At 47.2% G+C, this 24,132-nt stretch carries 19 protein-coding genes; 3 read left to right on the top strand and 16 right to left on the bottom strand.

What is annotated here, in order from left to right; all coding sequences use genetic code 11:
• Positions 1-106: 106 nt before the first annotated feature.
• The 3 genes from BC351_RS02120 to BC351_RS02110 form a co-directional block, all read right to left on the bottom strand.
• A complete protein-coding gene (locus tag BC351_RS02120) occupies positions 107-922 on the bottom strand; it encodes a helix-turn-helix domain-containing protein (protein ID WP_208629554.1) in 816 nt (271 codons plus the stop codon).
• A gap of 146 nt (positions 923-1,068) precedes the next feature.
• Positions 1,069-2,622, bottom strand: a complete 1,554-nt coding sequence (locus BC351_RS02115) for an S-layer homology domain-containing protein (protein ID WP_079409049.1) — start codon at positions 2,620-2,622, stop codon at positions 1,069-1,071.
• A gap of 106 nt (positions 2,623-2,728) precedes the next feature.
• Positions 2,729-4,231, bottom strand: a complete 1,503-nt coding sequence (locus BC351_RS02110; RefSeq protein ID WP_079409048.1) for a DUF4153 domain-containing protein — start codon at positions 4,229-4,231, stop codon at positions 2,729-2,731.
• Positions 4,232-4,378: 147 nt separating this feature from the next.
• Here BC351_RS02110 and BC351_RS02105 point away from each other — a divergent pair, with 147 nt between their 5' ends.
• Complete coding sequence (locus BC351_RS02105; RefSeq protein ID WP_144028239.1) at positions 4,379-6,169, top strand: ABC transporter substrate-binding protein; 1,791 nt, start codon at positions 4,379-4,381, stop codon at positions 6,167-6,169.
• A gap of 10 nt (positions 6,170-6,179) precedes the next feature.
• Here BC351_RS02105 and BC351_RS02100 read toward each other — a convergent pair whose 3' ends face one another.
• The 6 genes from BC351_RS02100 to BC351_RS41330 form a co-directional block, all read right to left on the bottom strand.
• Complete coding sequence (locus BC351_RS02100) at positions 6,180-8,135, bottom strand: ATP-dependent DNA helicase (RefSeq protein ID WP_079409046.1); 1,956 nt, start codon at positions 8,133-8,135, stop codon at positions 6,180-6,182.
• Between the two features lie 141 nt (positions 8,136-8,276).
• Positions 8,277-9,155: a radical SAM/SPASM domain-containing protein gene (locus tag BC351_RS02095; protein WP_079409045.1), complete on the bottom strand. Its 879-nt coding sequence runs from the start codon at positions 9,153-9,155 to the stop codon at positions 8,277-8,279.
• 51 nt (positions 9,156-9,206) lie between these two features.
• A complete protein-coding gene (locus tag BC351_RS02090) occupies positions 9,207-10,001 on the bottom strand; it encodes a lipid II flippase Amj family protein (RefSeq protein WP_079409044.1) in 795 nt (264 codons plus the stop codon).
• Positions 9,998-10,432, bottom strand: a complete 435-nt coding sequence (locus BC351_RS02085) for an SRPBCC domain-containing protein (RefSeq protein ID WP_144028238.1) — start codon at positions 10,430-10,432, stop codon at positions 9,998-10,000. Before BC351_RS02085 ends, BC351_RS02090 begins: the two co-directional genes overlap by 4 nt.
• A 43-nt stretch (positions 10,433-10,475) precedes the next feature.
• Complete coding sequence (locus tag BC351_RS02080) at positions 10,476-11,000, bottom strand: DinB family protein (RefSeq protein ID WP_079409042.1); 525 nt, start codon at positions 10,998-11,000, stop codon at positions 10,476-10,478.
• A gap of 267 nt (positions 11,001-11,267) precedes the next feature.
• A complete protein-coding gene (locus BC351_RS41330) occupies positions 11,268-11,825 on the bottom strand; it encodes a hypothetical protein (RefSeq protein ID WP_144028237.1) in 558 nt (185 codons plus the stop codon).
• Between the two features lie 71 nt (positions 11,826-11,896).
• Here BC351_RS41330 and BC351_RS02070 point away from each other — a divergent pair, with 71 nt between their 5' ends.
• Positions 11,897-12,523 (top strand): hypothetical protein, encoded by a 627-nt coding sequence (locus BC351_RS02070; protein ID WP_144028236.1) that lies wholly within the window; start codon positions 11,897-11,899, stop codon positions 12,521-12,523.
• A 283-nt stretch (positions 12,524-12,806) separates the two neighbouring features.
• On the opposite strand, the gene BC351_RS02065 is transcribed toward BC351_RS02070, so the two are convergent.
• The 3 genes from BC351_RS02065 to BC351_RS02055 all read right to left on the bottom strand — a co-directional run bounded on the left by BC351_RS02065 (position 12,807) and on the right by BC351_RS02055 (position 18,006).
• Positions 12,807-14,582, bottom strand: a complete 1,776-nt coding sequence (locus BC351_RS02065; RefSeq protein ID WP_079409040.1) for an ABC transporter ATP-binding protein — start codon at positions 14,580-14,582, stop codon at positions 12,807-12,809.
• The gene (locus tag BC351_RS02060) at positions 14,579-16,342 is read right to left on the bottom strand and encodes an ABC transporter ATP-binding protein (protein WP_079409039.1); all 1,764 of its coding nucleotides are present in this window, start codon (positions 16,340-16,342) and stop codon (positions 14,579-14,581) included. Before BC351_RS02060 ends, BC351_RS02065 begins: the two co-directional genes overlap by 4 nt.
• Positions 16,343-16,563: 221 nt before the next feature.
• Positions 16,564-18,006 (bottom strand): CoA-acylating methylmalonate-semialdehyde dehydrogenase, encoded by a 1,443-nt coding sequence (locus BC351_RS02055; RefSeq protein ID WP_079409038.1) that lies wholly within the window; start codon positions 18,004-18,006, stop codon positions 16,564-16,566.
• A gap of 124 nt (positions 18,007-18,130) precedes the next feature.
• Between BC351_RS02055 and BC351_RS02050 the strand changes: the two genes are divergently transcribed.
• Positions 18,131-19,750, top strand: a complete 1,620-nt coding sequence (locus BC351_RS02050) for a PucR family transcriptional regulator (RefSeq protein WP_079409037.1) — start codon at positions 18,131-18,133, stop codon at positions 19,748-19,750.
• Here the strand turns inward: BC351_RS02050 and BC351_RS02045 are convergent.
• From BC351_RS02045 to BC351_RS02030, 4 genes are read right to left on the bottom strand one after another with little or no spacing between them, the layout of a single operon-like run.
• The gene (locus BC351_RS02045) at positions 19,747-19,962 is read right to left on the bottom strand and encodes a hypothetical protein (RefSeq protein ID WP_079409036.1); all 216 of its coding nucleotides are present in this window, start codon (positions 19,960-19,962) and stop codon (positions 19,747-19,749) included. The two genes, BC351_RS02050 and BC351_RS02045, sit on opposite strands and share 4 nt — an antisense overlap.
• Positions 19,955-21,397 (bottom strand): dihydropyrimidinase, encoded by a 1,443-nt coding sequence (gene hydA / locus BC351_RS02040; protein ID WP_079409035.1) that lies wholly within the window; start codon positions 21,395-21,397, stop codon positions 19,955-19,957. The genes BC351_RS02045 and hydA overlap by 8 nt, the downstream gene beginning before the upstream one ends.
• A gap of 2 nt (positions 21,398-21,399) precedes the next feature.
• Positions 21,400-22,695 (bottom strand): NAD-dependent dihydropyrimidine dehydrogenase subunit PreA, encoded by a 1,296-nt coding sequence (preA, locus tag BC351_RS02035; RefSeq protein WP_079409034.1) that lies wholly within the window; start codon positions 22,693-22,695, stop codon positions 21,400-21,402.
• A 56-nt stretch (positions 22,696-22,751) separates the two neighbouring features.
• Positions 22,752-24,116, bottom strand: a complete 1,365-nt coding sequence (locus tag BC351_RS02030; protein ID WP_079409033.1) for an NAD(P)-dependent oxidoreductase — start codon at positions 24,114-24,116, stop codon at positions 22,752-22,754.
• Between the last annotated feature and the right edge of the window lie 16 nt (positions 24,117-24,132).

Raw genomic sequence — 24,132 nt, 5'->3', positions numbered from 1 at the left:
GACAAGTTGCAACCGTTTTCGCTGTAATAATTTATATATACACCCCACTTCGAGGGCTTATACCTTGGGAAAAGCCTGAAATTTCGACAGATGCGAAGGCAATTGCTTATCGCTGGCTTAGCCGGGCAGTCCGATTAAGGAAATTGTTCATTAACAAAGGCAGGGAAATCAGAATTGGAGGATCATCAGGGCGTGAAACATGGAGTGTAACTTGCTGGTGCAGGGTTGTTGTATGCGAATGAATAATCAGGGGCTCCTTCGAGCGCGTACGCAGAGTTGTATAGGGCAACAGAACATCCAAGGCTTGCATGTCCCATGAAACAGAGGTGGCCATGAGGTAATAAATACCTGGCTTTACATCCTGAATGCAATAATCCTGATGAGAAGCAACTAGAGTGCCATAGAGCGGCATGCCTTCTGGAATGGGTTTGGCAAACAAACCGAGCAAAATAAAGCCTTGAAAAGGAATTTCTGTTTGAATCGTCCCATGGATACAAGTATGCTGGTGCTGAACCGGTTGGTCTGAATGCCAGTGGTGGAGCTTCTGCAGAGCTCGCAAATAATTGTCAGCTTGCAGGGTTGAGTTGCGGAAATCGGAGGGTGTCGCCCCGACTCTCGAGGTAAATCGAGTCGTGAAGGTGCCAAGACTTTGCTGCCCGATCTCTAAGCCAATATCACGAATGCTAAGATTCGTGCGCAGCAATAAGTCTTTGGCCTTCTGCAAGCGAAGGGAAGAAACATAATATAGGGGTGAAAGTCCTGTTTTCTCCTTAAAAATACGGATAAAATGATAAGGGCTATAGCCTGCATAGGCTGCTAATTGGGCAAGCGGTAGCGGATCATACAAATGTTGATGAATATACGCAATTAACTCATCCATCCCTGCATATTTGTCAGTCAACGCTTCAACACCATCCTTCATTCTTTCCAAAATGGCACTTTTCACCGAACAGAACAATTGTTCTCATTTATTTTAGCACATCTCCCCACTGGATGGAATCCCCTTTTTTGGAACAAAAAAAAGCCCATTCCCTATCGCTAGAGAATGAGCAGCATTGCTGCCTATATTTAGTCCACATCCACACTGACAGTTGCATAGGCGTTTTCGCTATAAATCGTGACTTGGTGCGTACTTTGCATATCTGGCTTCCCAATCAATTTCACTTCGAAACGGGGATTTCCATTGGTATCAAAGAGATCCGTAGGGCTTAAATCAGCTCCTGCCTTGACGATCTCAAGGTTCGGATTATCCGGCATGATATCCGGGAGCAGACTCTTCGCTGTGACTTCACCGTTATCCCATTGCTTCTTGGTAACGGGATTGCCATACTGGTCGAATAAATTTAGGGTAACCGTAGCCGTATCCCCAATATTGATCAGCCGCGTTTTGCCACCAGAGTAAGTTAACTTATTAGGTTCCAAGTAGCTTAAAATAGGCGCATTTCCAACTTTAAAGCTTCTGGAAACATTAAGATTTTGATTTTTCAGATACACCGTGACAGGAATATAATCCTTCATTTGCGAATTAACTACAAGAACTAGATTGCCCCACTCGTCCTTCGTGATATCCGTTGGCGCAGAACCTGCTGCCGTTGCTGTGAAACTGGAAGCATCCTGAGTAGCCGTTTCTCCATATTGGTTCAAGGCTTTTACTTTAATAGAAGCAGAAGCGCTGCTCGCAATCGTATCACTTGGATTAACGAATTTGAGCTCTGTTACCTGCTCTTTTTGCACACTGAAATGAACATCTTTCCTTAACACGGAAGTGGTGTCTATGCCAGATATTTCAGCTGTGTAATCGCCTTCGCTCAAAGGAGAAGATGCTTCTAAGATTACCCATTTCCCATCATCCGACCAAGTCGCCTGTACAGGTACACTCATCGTTCCTTTGCTTAACATAAATGTTGCTTTTTTCGTATCGAGGATGTCGTTCACCCACACCTTCACCTTGCTTGCTCCAATGGCTTGAGCACCGATTAAGGAAACTTTGTCAGGTACATATTGCTGCTTCGCTTCATAGGCGCCTGTTACAAGCAATTCGCGTGTTGCCGGCATTTGGCCCTCGAACGCACCAACGGTTTCAGGCACTAATTTCAACTGCTGCGCCAAAGCTACATACCCTTTCGCCCAATTCGATACAGAACCATCCGTTAATGTCATGGACTCCGCTTCTGTTTGTTTACCTAAGATTCTTACTAGGAAAGCAGCTAATTCCTGCTTCGTCACTTGGCCTGCTGGATCATATGTCCATGCACTTGTGCCTTCGGTAATCCCGGCTGTTTTCAAGGCTTCAATATAAGGAAGTGCGTAGCCATTCGCTTGATCGTATGTACTCACATCCGTATATGAGGATACTCTTAGTCCGGAATTCACCGGAAGCTTCAACAGCAGTGCGGCTACTTTTGCGAACTGTGCGCGATTCATTTGGCTTTTCAAGCCGAACGTCGTTTCTGTCATGCCATCGAAGATTCCTGCGCTGATCATTGCATCGAATTTCGCTTTGGTCGCGGAATCCAGTTGACTCAAATCGGAATAATCAGATGATGTTTTGCCGAATGCGACAGATGAGAACATGGATACTGCCATTGCCGAAGTAAGTGCGATTGATAATGTTTTTTTCATAGTTTGTTTCCTCCTAAATGTTGGGGTTATGTATGGATAGGAATTTATACCCAGCAATTTGGAGTTCGAAACTCAAGGCTTTAATTTTCTTTACAAATTATTCTTTTTACCGCCTCGCCCGATAGCTGGACAAGTTCCAGGAAGGCCATGACGAATGGCTATCATTAGCATTGATATGATCAATTACAGATTGAATTTCTGTCATATTGGCATGTCGTGTTTGCATCACTCGCAAAGTGGGAACAACGTCTGTTGAAAGTCGACTTAGGTAATCAAGGTCAATTATTCCTGTTCTTTCATAACGGTCCATGTTGTTTACGGCGATGCGTTCATCCATATTGATATAATTCATGACCAGATAAGCTAAGATCCCTGTTGTAATATAAGCTTTGGATAACGAAATTCTCTCGACCCATATTCGAAATAAAGCAATGACGCACATGATCGCCAAGAATATCATAAAGCCATGAACAAGCAGCCTTGTTTGGGTAAAGCCATAGGCTTCCTCATACAAAGACAATCGGCTATAGGCAGATGCAAGCATCACGATCGTACAGGCAACTAGCATAGTAAGATGAACTTTGCGTGTGATTTCCCCTGTTTGACCACTCCGGCGAATCCAGTGAAGTCCTGGGAACAACAGGAACACATTAATTAACGCGACAGCAACCAGCTCAGCAAATCCTCTCCGGGCATATTCCGCATAAGCCACGCCGCTGGGCAGCATGCCATCGGCAGCTCCAAACAAGTAACTGAACTGAATGATCGCAAACAATACATAGACCACATTGACACATACGAGCAAAGTACCTGCCGTTACGGGATCAAGCTGAATCTTGCCGCTAGCTGCCAAGCGCTCTTGGTTATCCTCAGAAGGCGGAGCAGCCGCTTCCATCACATTGGGAAATAGGAGGCCCCACATATAACAAAAGGTATAGACCGTTATACATAAAGCCATTACGATCCGCAAGATGCCTTCAACCATATTTCCCCCATCAAGCCAATGAGGGATTTCAGCCAGCCATGACAGAAAAATGCGGTCGGCCGAGGCTAACAGCCCTATGATGACGAATAGAATGGGCGATGCCAGCAGCAAGCCTGCCCCAATCTTCCCGATCTTCCCCCAACGTGAATTCTCAGCACTGCCTCTGGCTGGCAGCCAAGCTCTGATCATCTCTAGCGGAACCGACACATATCCAAACGGTCTGCCAAAAACATGTCTCCCCATATCTTGCAAAAACGTGGCATGATACCACGCATGTTTGCTATTGCGAGATAACACAATGGTCTGCATCACAATGAGAATAGGAAGTGCTAACACATTCAGTGCATGGAAGAAGCTATTCGCAAACAATGCGTATGTAAGAGTAATTAATGCTACGGGCACGAGCATCAGCCAACCAGCCTTACTCTGCCCTTCCCATGGCTCGAATCCGCCTAATCTCCCCTTAATTGCATAAAAATATAGACCATAAAAGCCAGCTACACTCAATAAAACCGATATACCAGGCGCGTAGCCAACAAATAAATATTGCATCATGAAGCCAAACAAACAGGCATAACCAAGCATCATGCCATATTTCTTTTGCCATGGAGCGGGATCTCTCATGAACGTTCTCTCCTTTATTCAATAACTTAGGGTCAGCCGTCTGCAAAACATTGTTAGTTCCTGCCTTTTATTGTATCCTTTAAAACAAGAACAAAAAGTGTAAGTTTACTTTTCAGAATTTCATATTTTACAAATGGAGGCTTGTCGTTGAAAATTCGCAAGCATTACTTAACGCTTCGGCGTTCTTTCCCTCATGTTCAGGAAGAAACCCCGATGGAAATTACCATAGAGGAACTGGCCGCCTATTTGGAATGTACGCACCGTAATATGGTGCTGGTACTTAAGCGCATGCAGCAGGAATCATGGCTTACTTGGCTGCCCAAAAAAGGCCGCAGCAACCGCTCGACCTTAATCTTTCACGTACGCAAAGAAGATATGCTGATGGAAGAAGCCAAAGAATTAGTAGCCAAGCAGGACTTGCACTCCGCCTTGGATTTGCTGCAAGCTTCTGAACATTCCGCTTCTCTGCGGGAATTTCAAGATTGGCTCTCCGGCCAATTCGGGTTTCGTTCAGAACTGCAAGGACAACACAGAACAGACGTTCTGCGTTTCCCTCTAACGCAAGCCATACATGACTTGGACCCGGCAGCCATTCATTATTCAGGCGAGTCTCATTTGGTCAATCAGCTGTTCGACAGCCTTGTCCGAATGGATGCCAAAGGCGAACAGATCTTGCCGCATCTTGCGCATGCTTGGGATGTAGATGACTCACGCACGCTATGGACCTTCTATCTGCGCAAAGGCGTCTCGTTTCATCACGGCCGTGAAATGACCGCGAGTGATGTGAAATATTCGCTTGAACGGCTTCAGCGGCTAGCGCCGCGCGGCCTTTACAGCTGGGCTTATGCAAATATTGTGGAAATCGAAGCTCCCAATGAAACGACCCTTCGTATTCAACTAGCGGAACGAAATGAATTGTTTCTGGGATTTCTAACTACGAATCGCGCCTCCATCGTACCTGCCGACATTGTCGAAAAGTCAGGCGGCCTGATGCATAAGAGCCCAGTGGGGACAGGCCCTTTCCGTTTAACCGGGCAAGATCAAGGGATTTGGATTCTGGAAGCATTCCCTGCTTATTTTCAGGGCAGAGGATTTCTGGATCGCGTTGAAGTCTGGACATTGCCGGAGAAGGAGCATACGGAATTATCGGATACAAGGCAGCCTTTTCAAGTTATGCATAATGTAAGAATATCGGACATGGATGCAGAAAGATGGCAGCAAGTCAGGCAGTCCGGCATGACGACTAAATTTCTGACTGTGAATGAACTGAAAGAAGGTGCCTTAAGGAATCCGCTTATGCGCGAAGCGCTGCATGTAGCATTGAATCGTTGCATCCTGCTTGAGCAGCTGTCCGGCGATGTCATTGAGGCAGCAAACAGCTTCTTCCCTCAGTCACAGCAAGATAGAGACGATCAACAGCAAGCCGGATTATTAGAAGTTGGCAAGCTGGAAGCCATGCTCCATGCGGCAGGTTATCAGGGTGAAACGATTAAACTCGCAACCATTCCACAATATGAAAAGGATGCGTTGATTTTGCAGAAGATGTACGCCGAAGCCGGCATCCATCTGGACATTATGCTCATTCCCGCCGAAGAATTCAAAGGCGAGCAGCGCATGACGGCAGACTTGCTGCTCTTCGCGATCATGTTAGATGAACATCGTGAGCTGCGGCTCTACGATATGTACAAGAGTATGCGTCAGCATGCGTCCAGCGAAATCCAGCTGCTGATTGATGACAGCCTGCGCAAGCTTCGATTCGAAGCAGACGCGCAGCACAGAAAAGCGCTGCTTGAGCAGTTGGAATCCCAGCTCAAGCAGCGCCATAGCCTGCTTTTTCTATATCGGAAGCATCTCAAAACCGCCTTCCATCCTTCCATTCGAGGAATCTCTCTTGATTCCCTTGGATGGGTGCGATTTCGCGACATTTGGTTTACCTAATCAATGATGTCTATCCATTTATTTCCTGCTTTAACGTTACGCCGTCTGGCAGAATTCTTACGATATGTTCCCGTAATTGTGTGTTATGGTGCAAATCGTCACTGAATATTGCAATTAAGCCGCTATCCTCACGGGTCCGAATTAACCGGCCAATCCCTTGCCTCAATCTGAGCAGCATATATGGAATATCTACCTCTTCATACGGGTTGGACGCGGCTTGTCTTTTGGCCATAAACACCGGGTCTTGCGGAGGAAAAGGCAGCGCCCAGACGATCACGTTCGACAAGGATGGCCCAGGGACATCCAGACCTTCCCAAAGACTGACAGCAGCTAAAACTGTATGTTCATCTCCCTGGAAAGTCTCGATCAAATGACTGATTTCTTGATCTCCTTCGAATAAGAAACGCAGTTCCGCACAATCAGATCGGCTCTGAATCTCACGTTTAAACTGTCTTAAATCTTCATACGTCGGAAACAGGATCAGAGCCCTACCTTCTGTTCTTTTTAACAAGTGAACGGCTGTGTCCATTTTCTCTTCAAAGGTACCGCCTGACGCCCACTTGGGTGCGATCACTTCCATCCGCTCTGCATAATCATAAGGGGATGCGACGGAGAAAGACAGATACTTATCGAGCCCCAAGCTATCCGCCACATAGTCAAAAGAACCTTCGACAGAAAGCGTAGCGGAGGAGAAAACGATTGGCATTTTGGATGAGAATACTTGCTCCCTCAACACTTCTTTCACGGTTCTAGGCATAATGACCAGACTTAAGCCCGTAATGCTCTCCGTTGCCCAGCAGATGAACGCTTGATCGTTGCGGAACAAAGCTAGCGCCTTTTGCATCATTTCCAGATGCTCCTCAACAATTTTAAGCTGGTAGTCGTTCAAGGTAAACATTTCGCTTTCAAATACAAGCTCTTCCTCAATCTCAGACAAAATATCGCAGAGGCGATGAATTTCGCGCAGCAATCGTTCGTTCATCACGATCTGTTTGCGGTCTGAGCCGGGGATCGGCTGACAACAGCTTTCGAGAATATCGAACATCAGCTCGCTTTGTTCAATCGCTTGATCGATACATACGGCTAACGACTCGCGAACTTCCCCTTTTAACAGGCGAACGACTAATTCTTCAAATACAATATGCTTCAATTTATAAGTTAAAGCTTTCTGAGCAGCAGATTCCATCAAATGACCTTCATCGAAAACAACCGTACAATGCTCCGGCAGCAAAGGAAGCTGTCCTTCACGCTTTCTTCCCTCATACGTCCACACATGCTCCATATAGAAATCGTGCGAGCAGATAATTAAATCCGTCGAACGTCGGTAGGATTCCCGAGAAAGCGTTTGACCGCAGCGATGCCGCTTATCACAGACGAAACAATCTTGGAAAGCATCCCAGCTTACCTTGTCCCACTGTTCGTTATTCAGATGCGGGTAGTTCTTACGATCCCCATAAGCATAAAACGATTGCATCGCTTCGCGCGTATGAACGAAATCAGGAAGTCCTTCATACAGCTCGCGGAATAAACCGATATCTTCATGCCCGAACCGTGCCTCATCCAATTTGACCAGACAAACGTACTTATCCGGTGATTTGGCAAGTCTTGCGTCAATAACAAGATCCAGATGGCGGGTAATTTTCTCAATATCGCCGCCCGGCTTAACCAATTGCTCAATCAAAGACTCGTCCGCACAGGCGATAATGGCCGGTTTCTTCGTCAATCGTGCGTAGCAAATCGCATATAATAAATAAACAAGCGTCTTCCCTGTGCCAACTCCCGCTTCCGCGAAAATCGTCTGCTTTTCGGCAAACGCACGCTCGAGCTGAAACGCCATGTAAATTTGCTCATCCCTCACCTCAAACCCGGCTTCAGGCAAAATTTCATAAAATATATCAGCAATCCAGTCAGAGACCTGCTGCATGTATGGTTGTGCATGATCGTATGCAAATGGATAACGTCCCACAGTTTGTGCCCCCAACAATTAGAATCGAATCAAACTTGTATTATCTCATGAATGATAGGTAAAAGCAAAGACGAAATCAAAACCAATAAGAAAAAAAGCCCCTTTCTCAGTCTGTTAACTGATCAAGCAGCTTTAGGATATTTACATGCTGAACCGTTCACGATAGCCGCATTTGCGGCATAATTCCTCAACAACTTCCCGCCTTGAGAATCCTTCAAACAAGCGGTTAGCCCGCTCCCCCTCGACGATTTCGGAGAAAGGCGTATGATTGATATTGCCCAGATTGATCACGCCTTCCCCGTCCAGGCAGCAAGGGATGACGGTGCCATCAACAAGAATACCCGCTTGATTGCGCAGGGCATGACAGAAACCTGGTCCTGAAATCTCCTCCGCTTTGAGATCGGGCCACTGGAACTCATGATCCTGATTCAGATAGACGCGATCCGCTAGTTTAACACCGGTGCCTCTCACGAACTTCTCATCAATTTTGTAATCCAGATTGAATTCTTGCTCCAGCAGATCCAGTACTTCGCGGTTTCGTTGACGCTCCAAGTTCGTCTGGTTATCCGTATCCAGATTCCATAAGCGGAACGAGATAATCACATTGGACTTAGCCACGATTTCTTTGGCGAACCGCAGAATGCTCGTTACATACCCTTCCTTATCTTCGGAGCCTTCATGTCCATCGAAACTGTGCAGAGAGAAATTCATCTGCCGCAGCGCTGGTTTATCTAACAGCTTATGTCTATTTTTGTTAATCAGCGTACCGTTCGTAGTGATATTCACTTTAAAGCCTTTGTCATGGCTTACATCCAGCAGCTCATCAATCTTGGGATGCAGCAAAGGCTCCCCTTTGACATGCAGATAAATATGATCCGTATGCGGTTTGATTTGATCCAATATATTCGTGAAGGTGTCCATTTTTATAAAATTGGCTTGTCGTTTGGTTTGTGGACAGAAAGTGCAAGCCAAGTTGCAAACACTTGTAATTTCAATATAAAATTTCTTAAACTTCTTCATTCTATGGCTCCGTTTCTAGCTGCGCTACGTTGATTGTAGCTATTATACCATTTAGAAAAACAATTTGACCATCCAGCCAATAAAATGCGCTGACGGAATGAGAAACACTTGGGCAAGCAGAGTACCCAAAAACCTTGAAGTCATGAGCAGTGCATAAATTTTACCAAGCTGTCTGCGCTGCGTCTCATCTCTGAGTGCTTTGTCCGTAATAAGGCCTAGCTGCGGATCTATGAATATCGTTAGTAGAATCGTTGCTATGCCATTAATCAAACCGGAAGCTTGCGAAGCAGTCGTTGCTGATTCAGGCACCAAATGCGCTGCATACAAAGAAGAAAGCACCCCAACAGAGTAAAACGCCGTCACCACAATATTAATGAGCAAAAGTCGTTTCGGAACGCCCAAATAGCGAAATTGGCTTAATTTAACTCGCGGCTTTTTCCAATAGCTTTTCGAATTCTTCAGCTGATCTACCGTCACGCTCGAAATCAGCCTAGGAATGGAACCCGCGATTTCCAAACGGGCAATAATCCGAACACTGAAATTGATAAAAGAGGGGAATAAGGCGATCGCAATCAACGTGCCTATCGACGAGGCGAATAAACTGATGCGCAAAGTTCTCTCCAGGTCAAACGCCGGCTCCACCTTAGCAAAATCAACAAAATGCGCCGTCATTGGCGCCTGAATTAAATTCGCCGTTCGGGATACAAGGACAACGATACCTACCAGAGAAAGTGCCACCGCAAGCTTGTTCACTCGTACACCAGCATAGCGAATCGAGTAAGACAACGTCTCTGCCGTATGAATAATCATTGTCAAAATGAAAACAAGAATAAGTGTTCCTGTCATCGTGTAGATCCATTATTTGCAATGGCCTGCAAACCCGTAATAACGTCTTCCCAATGCGTTTTCATCACTTCTCTGCGTTCTGCATTATCAAGTTTTTCTTGATGAAAGCTTATTGTCGTTTTGCCGGGGTGAGCCGTAGGAAGCAACCGAATTTGCAAGGTCGAGGCGTCCAGCCAGCCAGCAGGCTGCCAAGTCAATCGCAGCTGTTCCAGCGGCTTCACCGCACGAAACTCCCCAGAATGCCCTTCTTCTGTTTCAAAAGTGGAACCCTGGCTGAACTCAACGTTCGCAATCTCCCCTAGCCAAAGCTTGCGCCCTTGAGGCGAAAGTAAAAGGGCCCATGCCTCCTCTTGAAACAAAGGGAGCGTCCTTCTAACCCCGATTTGAAACCCTGCCGTTGCCGTTTGACCAACTACTCGCTGCGCACTCATCTGATCTCCTCCTAATGACCTCTTCATGGAATAAAAAAATTACTTACCCTGGGATTCGTTTTCTCATCCACCGAATTTGCCCGCGATGATTGATTTCATCTTCCATCACGTGAAACCACATGAAATAATGGTTAGCTGGTTTATCGTACCAGAACGGATATTCTTCATCTAACCATTCATCCGACTTCGTCTTGAAAACCTCGTATGTTTTATTGCGAATCTCACTCAAATGGTTGAGATAAAAATCAAGATTGTAACCCTTTATCTGTTCACGCGCCGCATCTCCCAGTTCAAGTGCAGCGCCCCAGATCCGCATCTCCTCCTCATTCAATTCGCGATGCTCAAACGTCTCCAACTGATAAGCATACTCAACAGCCGCGAAGTGCAGCAGCAGCGCTCCTATTGAGTTGCTCGTCTCATCCACTCTATAATCCAGTTGTTCCGTCGTTAACCCCTCCACACTTTGGAGCGTTGTATACCTAGCGTAATTCATCATGGACATCAATCTGCTTATTTGCGGTGTGTAGCCTGGAATTTCAGTAATTAATGTATCTGGTGTGAGGTTCATAAGTGTTCGTCTCCCTATGTAGAAGTTTGTGAGTGTTCTGTATGAACATTCGCGGAGAACCCATAAATTTCCTTTCGGGTTATAAATAATTTCGATTAAGCATGAAATCTCTCTGCGGCTGTACAGTTGAATCTTTGTAGCCTTCATCAGCTTACTGAATGTCTTTTGTTGGGGACGTCTCTTGAAGTAGGTAAAGGTGGATTATCGTAGGAAACAGATGAAATAGCAGACAAAGATGCACAATTACAGGAAATTGCCTCAAACAGATTAAATTAAGCGAAAAAGGATGCTTAATCGCAGGCTTTCTTCACAGCTGCAGTAGCATATCTTCACAACTGCAACGACAACATCAACATCAATAGCAACCACAACAGCAACAGCAACAGCAACGGCAACGGCAACGGCAACGGCAACGGCAACGGCAACAGCAACAGCAACAGTAACAGTAACAGTAACAGCAACGGCAACGGCAACGGCAACGGCAACAGCAACGGCAACAGCAACGGCAACATCAACGGCAACATCAACGGTAACATCAACGGTAACAGCAACGGTAACATCAACGGCAACATCAACGGCAACATCAACGGCAACATCAACGGCAACATCAACGGCAACCACAACATCAACATCAACAGCAACAGCAACAGCAACAGCAACAGCAACAGCAACAGCAACATCAACATCAACATCAACAGCAACCACAACAGTAACCACAGCAGCAACAGCAACGGCAACAGCAACGGTAACAGCAACGGCAACAGCAACCACAACAGTAACAGCAACCACAACAGTAACCACAGCAGTAACCACAGCAGTAACCACAGCAGCAACAGCTATCCTTTACAGCAGCAGCTCTTCTTCACAACCGCCAGCATCTTATCAAGCTAAAGCTCATGCCGCCTCAGGCTCCCACTCCAACCCATAAAAACTGCAAAAATGCAGGCTTTCTCTTAAATAATCCCTTGAAAAGCGAAAAAAGATGCGATTGCGCAGGCTTTTTAGGCATCTTGAGCCTAAAATGGGAAATAAGCCAGAAAAAGATGCATTATCGCAGGAATTTGCCTCAAACAGATGAAATCGAGCGAAAAAAGATGCACAATCGCAGGCTTTTCTCTACAACAGCAGCAGCTCTTCTTCACAACCGCCAGCATCTTATCAAGCTAAAGCTCATGCCGCCACAGGCTCCCAATCCAACCCATAAAAACTGCAAAAGTGCAGGCTTTCTCTTAAATAATCCCTTGAAAAGTGGAAAAAGATGCGATTGTGCAGGCTTTTTAGGCAACTCTAGCCTGAAATGGGAAATAAGCCGGAAAAGGATGCATTATCGCAGGAATATGCCTCCAACAGATGAAATTGAGCGAAAAAAGATGCACAATCGCAGGCTTTTCTTTACAACAGCAGTAACTCATCTTCACAACCGCAACAGCAGTAGCTTTCCTTCACTACAGCAGCAACTCTTCTTCACAACCGCAACAGCTCTCCTTCACTACAGCAGCAACTCTTCTCCACAACAGCAGTAACTCATCAAGCCAAAGCTCATGCTTGCAATCACATTAAACACGTCACGTTGTATTCTATCCCTTACGAAACAGTTATCTGCCCTCTTCCGCCTATCCGCACTTTGAAGCCCTTTTCTTCCGTCCGCTCACCTTCCACTTCAACCCAAAAACCTATAAAAACAAATACAGGACATATTACACCAACTGTCCTCCCAAATGACTCTTTCCTCGAGTACTTCACATGGTGAAAAACAATGAGGGCAGCCCTCAAGTAGTTTTTCTACTTGTGAGCTGCCCTCATCTTTCAATCCATCTGACGCTCATCACCGTACCACAGCTTCTGGAACGTCTCGCTGCGGAGCAGCAGCTCCTCCGAGGTACCTTCAGCTTCGATGCGGCCATCCTTCATCACGATGATGTGGTCGGCGCGTGTCAGCGCTGTTTTGCGATGGGATACGACCAAGCAAGTCGCATCGGCTCGACGCTGGAACATTCGCTCCCAGAGCTGCTGTTCCGTTTCGACGTCCAGCGCGCTCGACAGGTCGTCGAAGACGTACAGCTCGGCGTCGCGCACGAGCATGCGCGCTGCCGCCGTCCGCTGCGCTTGGCCGCCGGAGAGCTTCACCCCACGCGGACCGATGACGGTGTCCAGCCCGCCAGGCAGCTGCGCGACGTCGAATTCCATGACCGCCGCGTGAAGGGCTTGCTGCAAGCTATCGCCTTGCTCCGCTTGCCCGAGCAAAATATTGTTGCGCAGCGTATCGCTGTATAGCCGCGGCACCTGCGCGGTGTAGGCGCTCCGCGCAGGTGTAAAGAAGGTGCCCGGGTCTTCGACGGGCACGCCATTCCACGCGATCGTCCCCTCACCCTTGGGCAGCAGCCCTAGGAGCGAGCGGACCAGCGTGGTTTTGCCTGACCCGATCGTTCCGGTGACTACCGTGAACGATCCTCTTTTCAAACTAAAGCGGATGTCCGAAATCCCTCTGCCTGTATCGGCATAAGCGTACGTCAGCCCTCGCACATCCAGCTGCTGAAGATGATCTTCACGCTTATCTGCCTCCTCGGCCATTGCCGGAAGCGGGCTTCCTGACTTCAAATGCAAAGAATTTACCATCGTAAGAACCTTGGCTGATGCGCCCTGCAATAGGAAGGTCAGCCGTTCCAACGATACGCTCATCTGCTTAAAATACGTAATAAATTTGCCCACATTCGAAATGAACTGTGTCACAAACGTTAGGTAATAAACAAACAAAGCAAAGTCGCCGACGGTGAAAGTCCCAGCTCTCATTTTAGTCCCAGCTAACAAGAGAATGAGCCCTGTTCCCAGATTGACGGAATTGGAGAAGATCGAATCCAGCACTTCAGTCATCAAGCGATCCTTCAGCATCGCTTTTCTTCGATTGTCACCAAAACTGCGGAATCGTGCGATGACGCGTTCCTCTGCTCCAGCTACTTGAATCGCCTGAACATTGCCGAACATCTCGCTGATTTCGCCAGTTACTTTGGAGGTCGCTTCCCGACTCGCTGCGCGATACTTCTGCAGACGTACCGTTGCGAGCTGCGCAGCCGTGATAACGAAGACGATCGGCATAAACACGAGCAGCGTCATTTGGGCATCGATGCGAATTAAAATATAACCGGATACTAGCGCAAAACATGTCATGCCGAACACATCTACCGACCAGCTTGCCGCCTCTTCCGACTGATCCACATCATCGCGGAAATGACTGATAGCTTCACCTGGAGACACGGGAATGGCCTGAGCCCCCGGCTGCTTCAGCACATGCTCGAGCAGATTGCGTCGCAGCAGCATCCCCATCCGAAAGCGGAAATTTACATCAGTGATAAAACCTATGATAATGAGGATAATTCTTCCAACAGCGGCAGCCATAAGAAGTGCAATCAACCCCCATACCCCATAGCCCAGCTTGGAATTCCCCGTTAAAGAATCAAAAAACTCTTTAGTCAGAAGTCCAGGGGCTATTGGAGCTAAGTAAATGATCGTCCAGGCGATCGCATTAATGAAATACCGCATGGGGCGATACATGATAAGCCGCCATAAATACTGATACGTATTCATACCAATACCTCCACTAGCCCGGTGGCAAGCAGTTGGCTGAAGCGCGAGTTCGGATCTGCGGCTAAGCTTGCCCGTTTACCTGACTCTAGAATGTGGCCACTATCCAGAATTAAAATATGGTCAGCCCGCTGTACCGTTGCCAAGCGATGCGCAATCATGATACAGGAGCGTTCCGTCAGCAGCTTGGAAACAGCTTTCTCAATGCGCTGCTCGGTCAAGGGGTCCAATCTGGAGGATGCTTCATCCATGATGACAAGACCAGGATTGGTTAGAAATACCCGCGCAAAGGCCAAGAGCTGAGCTTCACCGGCTGACAAGCTTCCTCCACCTGAGGCCAAATTCGTATCCAAACCCTCTGGCATTGCCTCATACCAGGCACCAAGTCCAAGTTCCTTCAACACTTCAATAATCGCTTCATCGGAAATCGACTCATCATAGAACGTTAGATTGTCCCGAATGGTCCCTTGCATAATTTCAATGTTTTGTGTCACCAAAGCTACGCGTTTGCGCAGATCCGGCAGCTTGGCGCTTCGGATATCGGTCCCACCTAGGGCGATAACTCCGGATTGTGGATCATAGAAACGCAACAGCAGGCGAGCCATCGTTGATTTCCCACTCCCCGTTCTTCCAAGTAAGCCAAGAACTTCACCAGGTTTCAATACGAAATTCAAGCTTTTGAGCGTTGGCTGATCACCATCATAGCTAAACGTTACATCGCGAAATTCAACGCTAAGCGCTCCTTCAGGAATTAACGCACCAGGACCATCCACGATCTCGGATTGGGTAGCAAACAACTCACGAATGCGCGAAATACTCGCATCTGCTTTTTGCAAATCCTCCATTTGTGTGCGGATTTTCTCGATTGGCTTGGCTAATAGCTCCGTATAGAAGAATATAAGATAGACGGTTCCGAGAGTGATTTGCTGGTTGTGCCACAAATACGCGCTAATCCCGAAAGCCATCGCATTCCCGAGTGCAAAGACGAAGATCGACATATTCCACATCGCGCAAAAGCCAAGAAACGCCTTAACTCTGAGCGGCAGCATTTTCCTAAGCATCGTATAGAACCGATTCATAACGAACCCTACGGCACCATTCGCACGGATATCCTCCGTACCTTCCAAATGTTCCCCGATAAAGCCATAAAATTCAGCATTGGCCTGCCGCCATTTGGCCCATACGGGAACTGCAAATTTGCGGATCCACTGAATCATAAAGACGGCAAAAACGACGAAAAAAGCCATGCCTAACCCAATCAACCAATTTTCCCGAAACAATAAAACAATAATGCCGGCCATCAGCAGCAGATTTCCTAATAAATGAATAATCATACTTGAAAAGAAATTTGCCAGCGCATTAACATCCCCATCCACACGTTCAATGAGTGATCCGGATGTATGCGATTTATGAAAAGACATGTCAAGTGACAAACAATGCGCGGCCAAATCGACACGCAGATTATTTGTCGTTTTCCATCCAACATTTTCACTGAAATAGGTAGCGATTACAGAAACCAATTGTTGAACAAGCGAGAATCCGATAAAGAAGACAGCGGCAGAAATCAGCGGCTGCAGCGAGCTTTGCGATTGTGCAGTATCAATGAAATAGCGAATGATTTGCGGGTTTATGAGCTGTAATCCGATCGAAGCAAAAAGCAGAATCGTTAAGAGAACGAGCGTCCCTTTCTGAGGGAACAAATATCGGCTTAGCAGCTCAGAGTATTGCCCCATCGTATTCTTCTTACTTGTTTTGTAATTCATTATGCAGGGTCCTCCAGATATAATTTATGACATTAAATATTTATGCAGTTAAATTGATTTATTGATGAAAATACAAGGTATTCCCTCCTTTTCCAGTCGTACAGTCAATCATACTAAATTGTCACAAAACCGACAATGTAAGATTTACTTATAATGATTAAATAGCAAAAAGGCCGCAGCTGCCCGCGGTCCTCATTATTTTCCCTTTGCCCTATTTGATGTTAAAAATAGCGTGATGTGATCATTTTTTTCTTCGTATAAAACTCCACACCATCTTTGCCGTTGGCGTGCAGATCACCATAAAAGGAATCCTTCCAGCCTGAGAATGGAAAGAAAGCCATAGGAGCCGGTACGCCAACATTCACACCCAGCATCCCCGCTTCAACTTCCTCGCGGAATTTCCGCACGGCTTTGGCATTCTCTGTATAGATGACAGCCGAATTGCCGAATCGCGACTGATTCACTAAAGCCAACGCCTCTTCTAAATCAGCGGCTCGAAAGAGTGATAAGACGGGTCCGAAAATCTCTTCCCTCGCAATCGTCATCTCCGGCTCTACATGATCGAAAATGGTGGCTCCAAGAAAATAGCCTTCTCCTGTGTACGCTTCAACTTTTCGCCCATCCAGAAGCAGCTCCGCCCCTTCTGCCACACCTTTGTCAATAAAAGCCTCGATTCTACTTTTCTGCTCACTTCGAATAATTGGCGTTAGCGTTACTTCTTCGGCCATGCCACTGCCAAGTACCATTCCAGCAGCAGATTGCTGAAGTGACTTTACGAGAGGTTCCCCCTCACCGACTATAACTACAGCCGAGCAGGCCATACAGCGTTCTCCAGCGCTTCCGAAGGAAGACATGATAATATTCTCAACCGTTTTCTCGATATGAGCGTCGGGCATGACGATATGATAATTCTTTGCCCCTGCTAATGCTTGCACCCGTTTGCCTGCGGAGGAGGCCTTCTCATACACATATTTGGCGATGGGCTGCGAGCCTACAAAGGAAATCGCTTTTACCTTTGATGTTGTTGTTAGCGTATTCACGACATCGTGCGCACCATGTACTACATTAAGTACGCCATCCGGAAGTCCCGCTTCCTGAAACAGAGCGGCCAGCTTCATTGCCGTTAGCGGCGTTCGCTCTGATGGCTTTAATACGAAGGTATTTCCGCACGCGATAGCTAATGGAAACATCCAACAAGGTACCATCATAGGGAAATTAAAAGGTGTAATGCCACCAACTACACCTAGCGGCACACGAAATAACTCCGAATCCATATCAGCCGAAATATTCGCTAAAGTTGCTCCCATCATATGCGAAGGTGCGCCTGCCGCAAACTCCACGCACTCGATTCCGCGCAGAACTTCACCCAATGCTTCTTTGTAGCTCTTCCCATTCTCTGCCGTAATGAGTTCCGCCAGTTCTCGCTCATGATCTTGCAAGAGCTGCCAATAGCGAAATAATACACGCGCTCTCTTGGGTACAGGTGTCCGGCTCCAATCCTCATAGGCTTGCTGCGCTGCGTTGACCGCATTGTCCACATCCTCAACGGATGACAAGGGGACCTTTGCCAAAATTTCACCTGTTGCTGGATTTATTACATCATTCGTAACTTCACTCGTTGAATCGCGCCAAACCCCATTAATCAGATTCTGCAAGACCTTCATCCTTGTTCATCTCCTAGCTGAAACAAAATTTCCACACAAGTCATTAGACACATTGTATAATAGGTGAAATTACCTTTTCCTAGTTGTGACGTTAACTTTCTTAACATTAAGGTGGTGAATGCCTATGGTTCAGACACTTCTCCAATTAACGGTCCGAGATATTTTGCAGCGTCCTTTGTTTCACAAAGCAGAAGCAATCGCCAATGAAGAAGCTCTAAATCGCACGGTTCGTTGGGTCCACATAATGGAAGTGCCTCAAGTCGGTCATCTACTCAACGGCAATGAGCTTATTCTTCACACTGGAATCGGTTGGCATGATGACGAGGAACTTAGCATCTCTTTCTTGCAACAGCTCATCGACAGCGGCGCTTCGGGATTATGCATTGAACTAGGCACCTACACGAAGCAGCCTATTGAACGCATGAAGGCATTGGCTCAACGCGAAAGCTTTCCCCTCATCTTTTTTCATGAAGAAGTACGATATATCGACATTACCCAGGATTTGCACGCTTATTTTATCCATCAACATCACAAAATGGTCTCCGAACTAGAATCCCTCTCTACCCAGCTGAATCAGCTCCTGCTATCAGGCAAAGGGTTGCATCCGCTTCTCACGTTTTTGCATCAGACAACACAATCGCAAGTTGCCTTCTTCCCGAGTGGCGAGCCCGCTCAATTCGTCCCTCCGATGCCTACGACACAAGCCGCAGCCTTTTATGAGAAATGGATTTGCGGAGAGTTGTTCCAACTTCCTGATATTCAAAAAAAGCTGGCACATCGCCCAATTATTGCCTTGGAACGACTTTTCGCTGATTTGCTCTTATATGGCGAACAAGAGCTTAGCGAATATCAAGTCCTTGCCCTAGACCGATTCGCCACCGCGATTGCGCAAGAAATGATGCGAACAAGGTATTTGGAAGAGAAAACACGCCACAAGCAAGATCTCTGGATTGCCGATTGGTTGAGCGGTAAACATACGCCGCTTGAAATACGCGAGTATCTGCTGGCACTCAAGCCCACTATGAAGTTAAACCAATTCATCGTTTGTGTCTTTGACAGCCTCACAGGCAGATCCGCCTTCAAAGAACAGGAAACGCATCTGCTGCAAAAACAAATGGTCGCAAGAGCACTGTTCGAGAGCGAAGGCTTTCATCTGATGCCAACCGTGATCAACGATCTACTTGTATTTGTTCTCATTGATCAGTTTTCTGCGGCCCCTTTTCAGGATCGAATAGCCAGAGCCATTCAACGCCTTCAAAAGACAGAAATACATCAGGAAACGACTGTGTATTCTTACATTTACGGTATCGGCAAAGCAATAAGCGATCCACTGCGTGCCCAGGAGAGTTTCGAGTCAGCCAAAGAAACCATTGCCATCCAGAGGGATATCGGCGTTTTGGCGAAGCCCTTTTATCATGAGCTGCATGTGTATAAAATTCTGATCAAAATGAAACAAAGCGGCGCCTTGGAAGCTTTTATTGACGACTATATCGGCAGCTTGCTGACTTATGATCAGGAAAAAAGCAGCCCATTATTAAAGACACTAAAAGTTTACTTGGCATTAAGCGGGTCCAAACAAGAAACTGCCAAAGCATTGTTCATTGTGAGGCAAACCCTTTACCATCGTCTGGATAAAATAGCTGTCCTGCTTGGCGATGATTATATGCAGCCGCATAAACGAATGGCCATTGAACTTGCTCTATACGGCTACGAATACCTGCATGGACCAGAGCTGACGGATTAAATCTGCTCAGTCTCCTGAGCAATAAGCAAAGTCGCATAGTATTTCCTTGCATTTGCCGTCGTCACATGGACTTGCGCTTGTTCGCCGCCCGGATGTTCAAAGTCGAGCCAAGCACCGCTGAGATCTTCTTTAACACGGACGATTTTGAACTTCTGGGCTACAAACTCATCCAGCTTTTGTTTCTCTGCTTTGAATTGTTCATATTCAGACATGGGCCGCCCCCTTATCAGTTATGTCCGCTATCTCCGGCCGAGCTGCCCGTGATGCTGACTGATACGTCTTTCGTTTAATAAATTGTCCGGCGCCAGGGTTTCCAGCAAACTGTTTATTCTCAATCACATATTCACCTCGAGACAACACCGTTATTGGCTCTCCCCTCACTTCCAGGCCTTCAAAAGGATTGTAATCGACTTGCATATGATGCGATTCGGCTGACAGAATCCGGGTCACTGCTGGATCAAATATGACGATATCCGCATCTGAACCGACGGCGATGGTGCCCTTTTTCGGGAATAAGCCAAATAGCTTTGCGCTTCGCGTAGACACAATATCCACGAATTGATTCAATGTGATTCTCCCTTTGGCCACGCCTTCCGAATATAAAATGGAGAAACGATCCTCAATACAAGGGCCTCCATTCGGAATTTTGCTGAAATCCTCCAAACCTAGCTCCTTTTGTCCGATAAAATTAAAAGAGCAATGATCAGAGCCCAGTGTCTGAAGCTGCCCATTTCTCAAAGCCGTCCATAACGCCTCTTGATGAAATTGCGGCCGGAGCGGCGGCGACCACACATATTTCGCACCTTCGAAATGAGGTTTCTCCAAATAACTCTGATCCAGTACCAAATACTGCGGGCACGTTTCCCCCCAAATATCGACCCCTCGATTACGCGCCTCGGCGATTCGGGCCACCGCTTCCTCACAAGTTACATGCACGACATACAGCTGAGATCCGGCGAGTTCAGTCAGCTTGGCGGCACGCCCTGTAGCTTCTCCTTCGATCAACGATGGACGCGTTAAGGCATGATAGATAGGGTCTGTGTTTCCTGCTTCAAGCGCTTCTTTAATTAAATAGTCAATCACATCGCCATTTTCCGCATGCACCATAACAAGCGCCCCATGCCGTTTGGCCTCGAGCAGCGTTCGATATAGCGTTCCATCATCGGCTTGAAAGACGTTTTTATAAGCCATAAATACTTTGAGAGAAGTAATCCCTTCCTCATGAATCATAGTCGGCAGCTCTGCAAGTACATCGTCGTTGATTTCAGCAATCATCAGATGAAAACTATAGTCGATCACGGCTTTGCCAGCGGCTTTAGCGTGCCAGGTTTGAACCGACTGACTGAGCGGAATGCCTTTATTCGTCAGGCAAAAATCAATGACCGTTGTCGTCCCGCCGAAAGCGGCAGCTCTTGTACCTGTCTCGAAATCGTCCGCGGTAACCGTTCCGCCAAAGGGCATGTCAAGATGTGTATGGGGGTCAACACCACCAGGGAACACATATCTCCCTTCAGCATCTATGATTTCAGCTCCTTCATGCACGAGGCTCTGACCGATCCGTGTGACGATTCCGTTCTCAATAAGAATGTCAGCTTGATACTGATCAGCTGCCGTTACAATGATTCCGTTCTTAATGAGTTTGGCCATGGCTAGACCGCCTCCTTGTTGTTGGCTTCTTTACTTTCCGACAGCTGGCTAATAGCCTCCTGTCTCTCATTCCAAGTCATAGGCGCCTCCGTTCCGGCGACTTCCACCATGGAAATCGCCCCCTCTACGGGGCAAACAATCGCGCACAGGTTACACCCTACGCAATCCTCTTCACGAACTTGCAAATAAGACTGACCGTCGTCTGTCGTCAGCATGTCGATGCATTGATGAGACGTGTCTTCACAAGCGATATGGCACTTATTGCAGTTGATGCAAGTATCGTTGTTAACTCGTGCAACGACCGCATAATTCAAATCCAAGTTCCCCCAATCGGAGTAACGTGGAACAGATTTCCCAACCAGCTCAGAGACACTAGCAAGACCTTTTTCATCTAGATAGTTATTCAAGCCGTCAATCATGTCTTCGACGATACGAAAACCATGATGCATGGCTGCCGTGCATACTTGAACACCTGTCGCGCCCATCAGCATAAACTCTACAGCATCTCGCCAATTGGATATTCCGCCAATACCCGAAATCGGAACACCGACTTCAGGGTTTCTTGCACAATCCGCTACCATGTGGAGCGCAATAGGCTTAACCGCGGGTCCGCAATACCCGCCATGCGATCCCTTTCCACCGACATGAGGAATTGTGTTCCATGTGTCAATATCTACGCCGGCAAGGGAATTAATCGTATTAATTAAAGAAATTGCATCTGCGCCGCCTCGTACTGCCGCCTTCGCAGTAGTCGTAATATCTGTGATGTTTGGGGTCAGTTTCACAATGACAGGCGTTGCCGCCGCCTCCTTCGCCCACATGGTTTGCGCTTCAACCAGATCGGGCTGCTGTCCGGAAGCCGCGCCCATTCCACGTTCTGCCATCCCATGCGGACAACCAAAATTCAACTCCAGACCATCAACACCAACCGCCTCAACCCTTTTCACAATTTCGTGCCACTTCTCCCTTTTTGGTTCAACCATGAGGGAAACCACAATCGCATGATGCGGAAATCGCTTCTTCGTTTCATAAATCTCTTGGAGATTCACCTCAAGGGGTCGGTCTGTAATCAGCTCAATATTATTGAAACCGGCAACCCGCTGCCCATTGAAATGAATAGCTGCAAAACGTGAAGACGTATTAATAATCGGATCCCCGAGCGTTTTCCAAACAGCGCCGCCCCAGCCAGCCTCAAACGCCCGTTGTACCTGATATCCCGTATTCGTTGGTGGAGCCGATGCCAACCAGAAAGGGTTAGGTGAAACAATACCTGCAAGATTGATGCGAAGATCTGCCATGTTGCATCCCTCCAGTTTCATTTAGCTGTCGTTTTAGGCAATTCCCAAGCAATCGGTTATGCCGATTCATCTTGTAGATTTTGCAATTGCTTATAAATCGCATAGGCCGTAAGCTTTCCTTGCTGAGCAGCTGAGACAACCATGGCTTCTCCCTGGCCTTCTCCAAATATGATATCTCCTGCGGCAAAAACGTTCGGATTGGAGGTTTGCCCTGTTTCCGGATTCACTTTCACAGTCCCGCGAATATGGGCAAGCTCAAATTGTTCTATTAAAGAAAGGTGCCGCGTTTGCCCAATAGCTTTAATAACCGCATCAATCGGGAGAAGAAACTCAGAGCCTTGGATGGGGATAGGTTGTTTACGTCCGCTTTCTGACTCCACCAACTCCATTCGGAGACATTCCAACGCTGCAACATGACCGTCTTCATCTCCGACGATCCGTTTCGGAGCCGTTAACCACTTAAATTCCACACCATCTTGTTTGGCGAAATCGAACTCGAAATCGTAGGCAGTCATCTCTTCTTGGGTGCGCCGATATACGATTTGCACACTCTCTGCGCCTAGTCGAACGGAACAAGTTGCCGCATCGATGGCTGTATTGCCTGCGCCTATGACCGCCACTCGTTTGCCAATAAGCGAAGTATCCAGCAACGCCTTGGTTTTCGTAGACGCTACAAAATCAATCGCATCATAAACGCCGTGCAAGTCTTCGCCTTCAATACCGAGGTTTGGCACTTTGGACATGCCTAAGGCAAGTACAACGGCATCATGCTCACGAAGGATTTCATCCGCTTGGATGTCCACGCCGACCTTCGTATTCATTCGGAATTCTACGCCTAGTTGCCGGACTTGTTCCACTTCCCAGAGTGAAATCTCTTGAGGCAAGCGAAACGAAACGATCCCATAGGTGTCTAATCCACCGGCCTGCTCTTTTGCCTCAAACACAGTAACCTTGAAGCCAAAACGGGCAAGCTCGCGAGCTGCGGATAATCCTGCTGGCCCGCTTCCGATGACAGCGACGGATTTCCCGTTGCTCGCACCTGCCTTAAACAATAACTGTTCATTCTGGATTGCCCAGTCTGTGGCATAGCGCTGAAGCTGTCCGATCAGAATAGGCTTGGACGAATGATTGAGGACACAAGCCCCTTCACACAGTTCCTCCGTTGGGCATACGCGTGAACAAGTCGCTCCAACCGGATTGGCCTCCATGATCGTCCGAGCAGAGCCTTTGAGATTGCCAGAGGCAATTTTTTTAATGAAAGAAGGGATCTCAATCCCTGTCGGACAGGCACGAACGCAAGGTGCATCATAACAAAACAAACAACGATTGGATTCTTCTATAGCCTCTTTGGGCTTCATGCCCGCTTTGACCTCGGCGAAATTTCGTTTCAGATCTGTCAAAGAGATAAATGCCGTCCCCATCTTCCTCCACCTCCGC

This window comes from Paenibacillus ferrarius, assembly GCF_002027705.1.
Lineage (GTDB): Bacteria > Bacillota > Bacilli > Paenibacillales > NBRC-103111 > Paenibacillus_E > Paenibacillus_E ferrarius.
The sequence above is the reverse complement of the archived record's forward strand: the minus strand, read 5'-3'. Positions and strand labels throughout refer to the sequence as shown.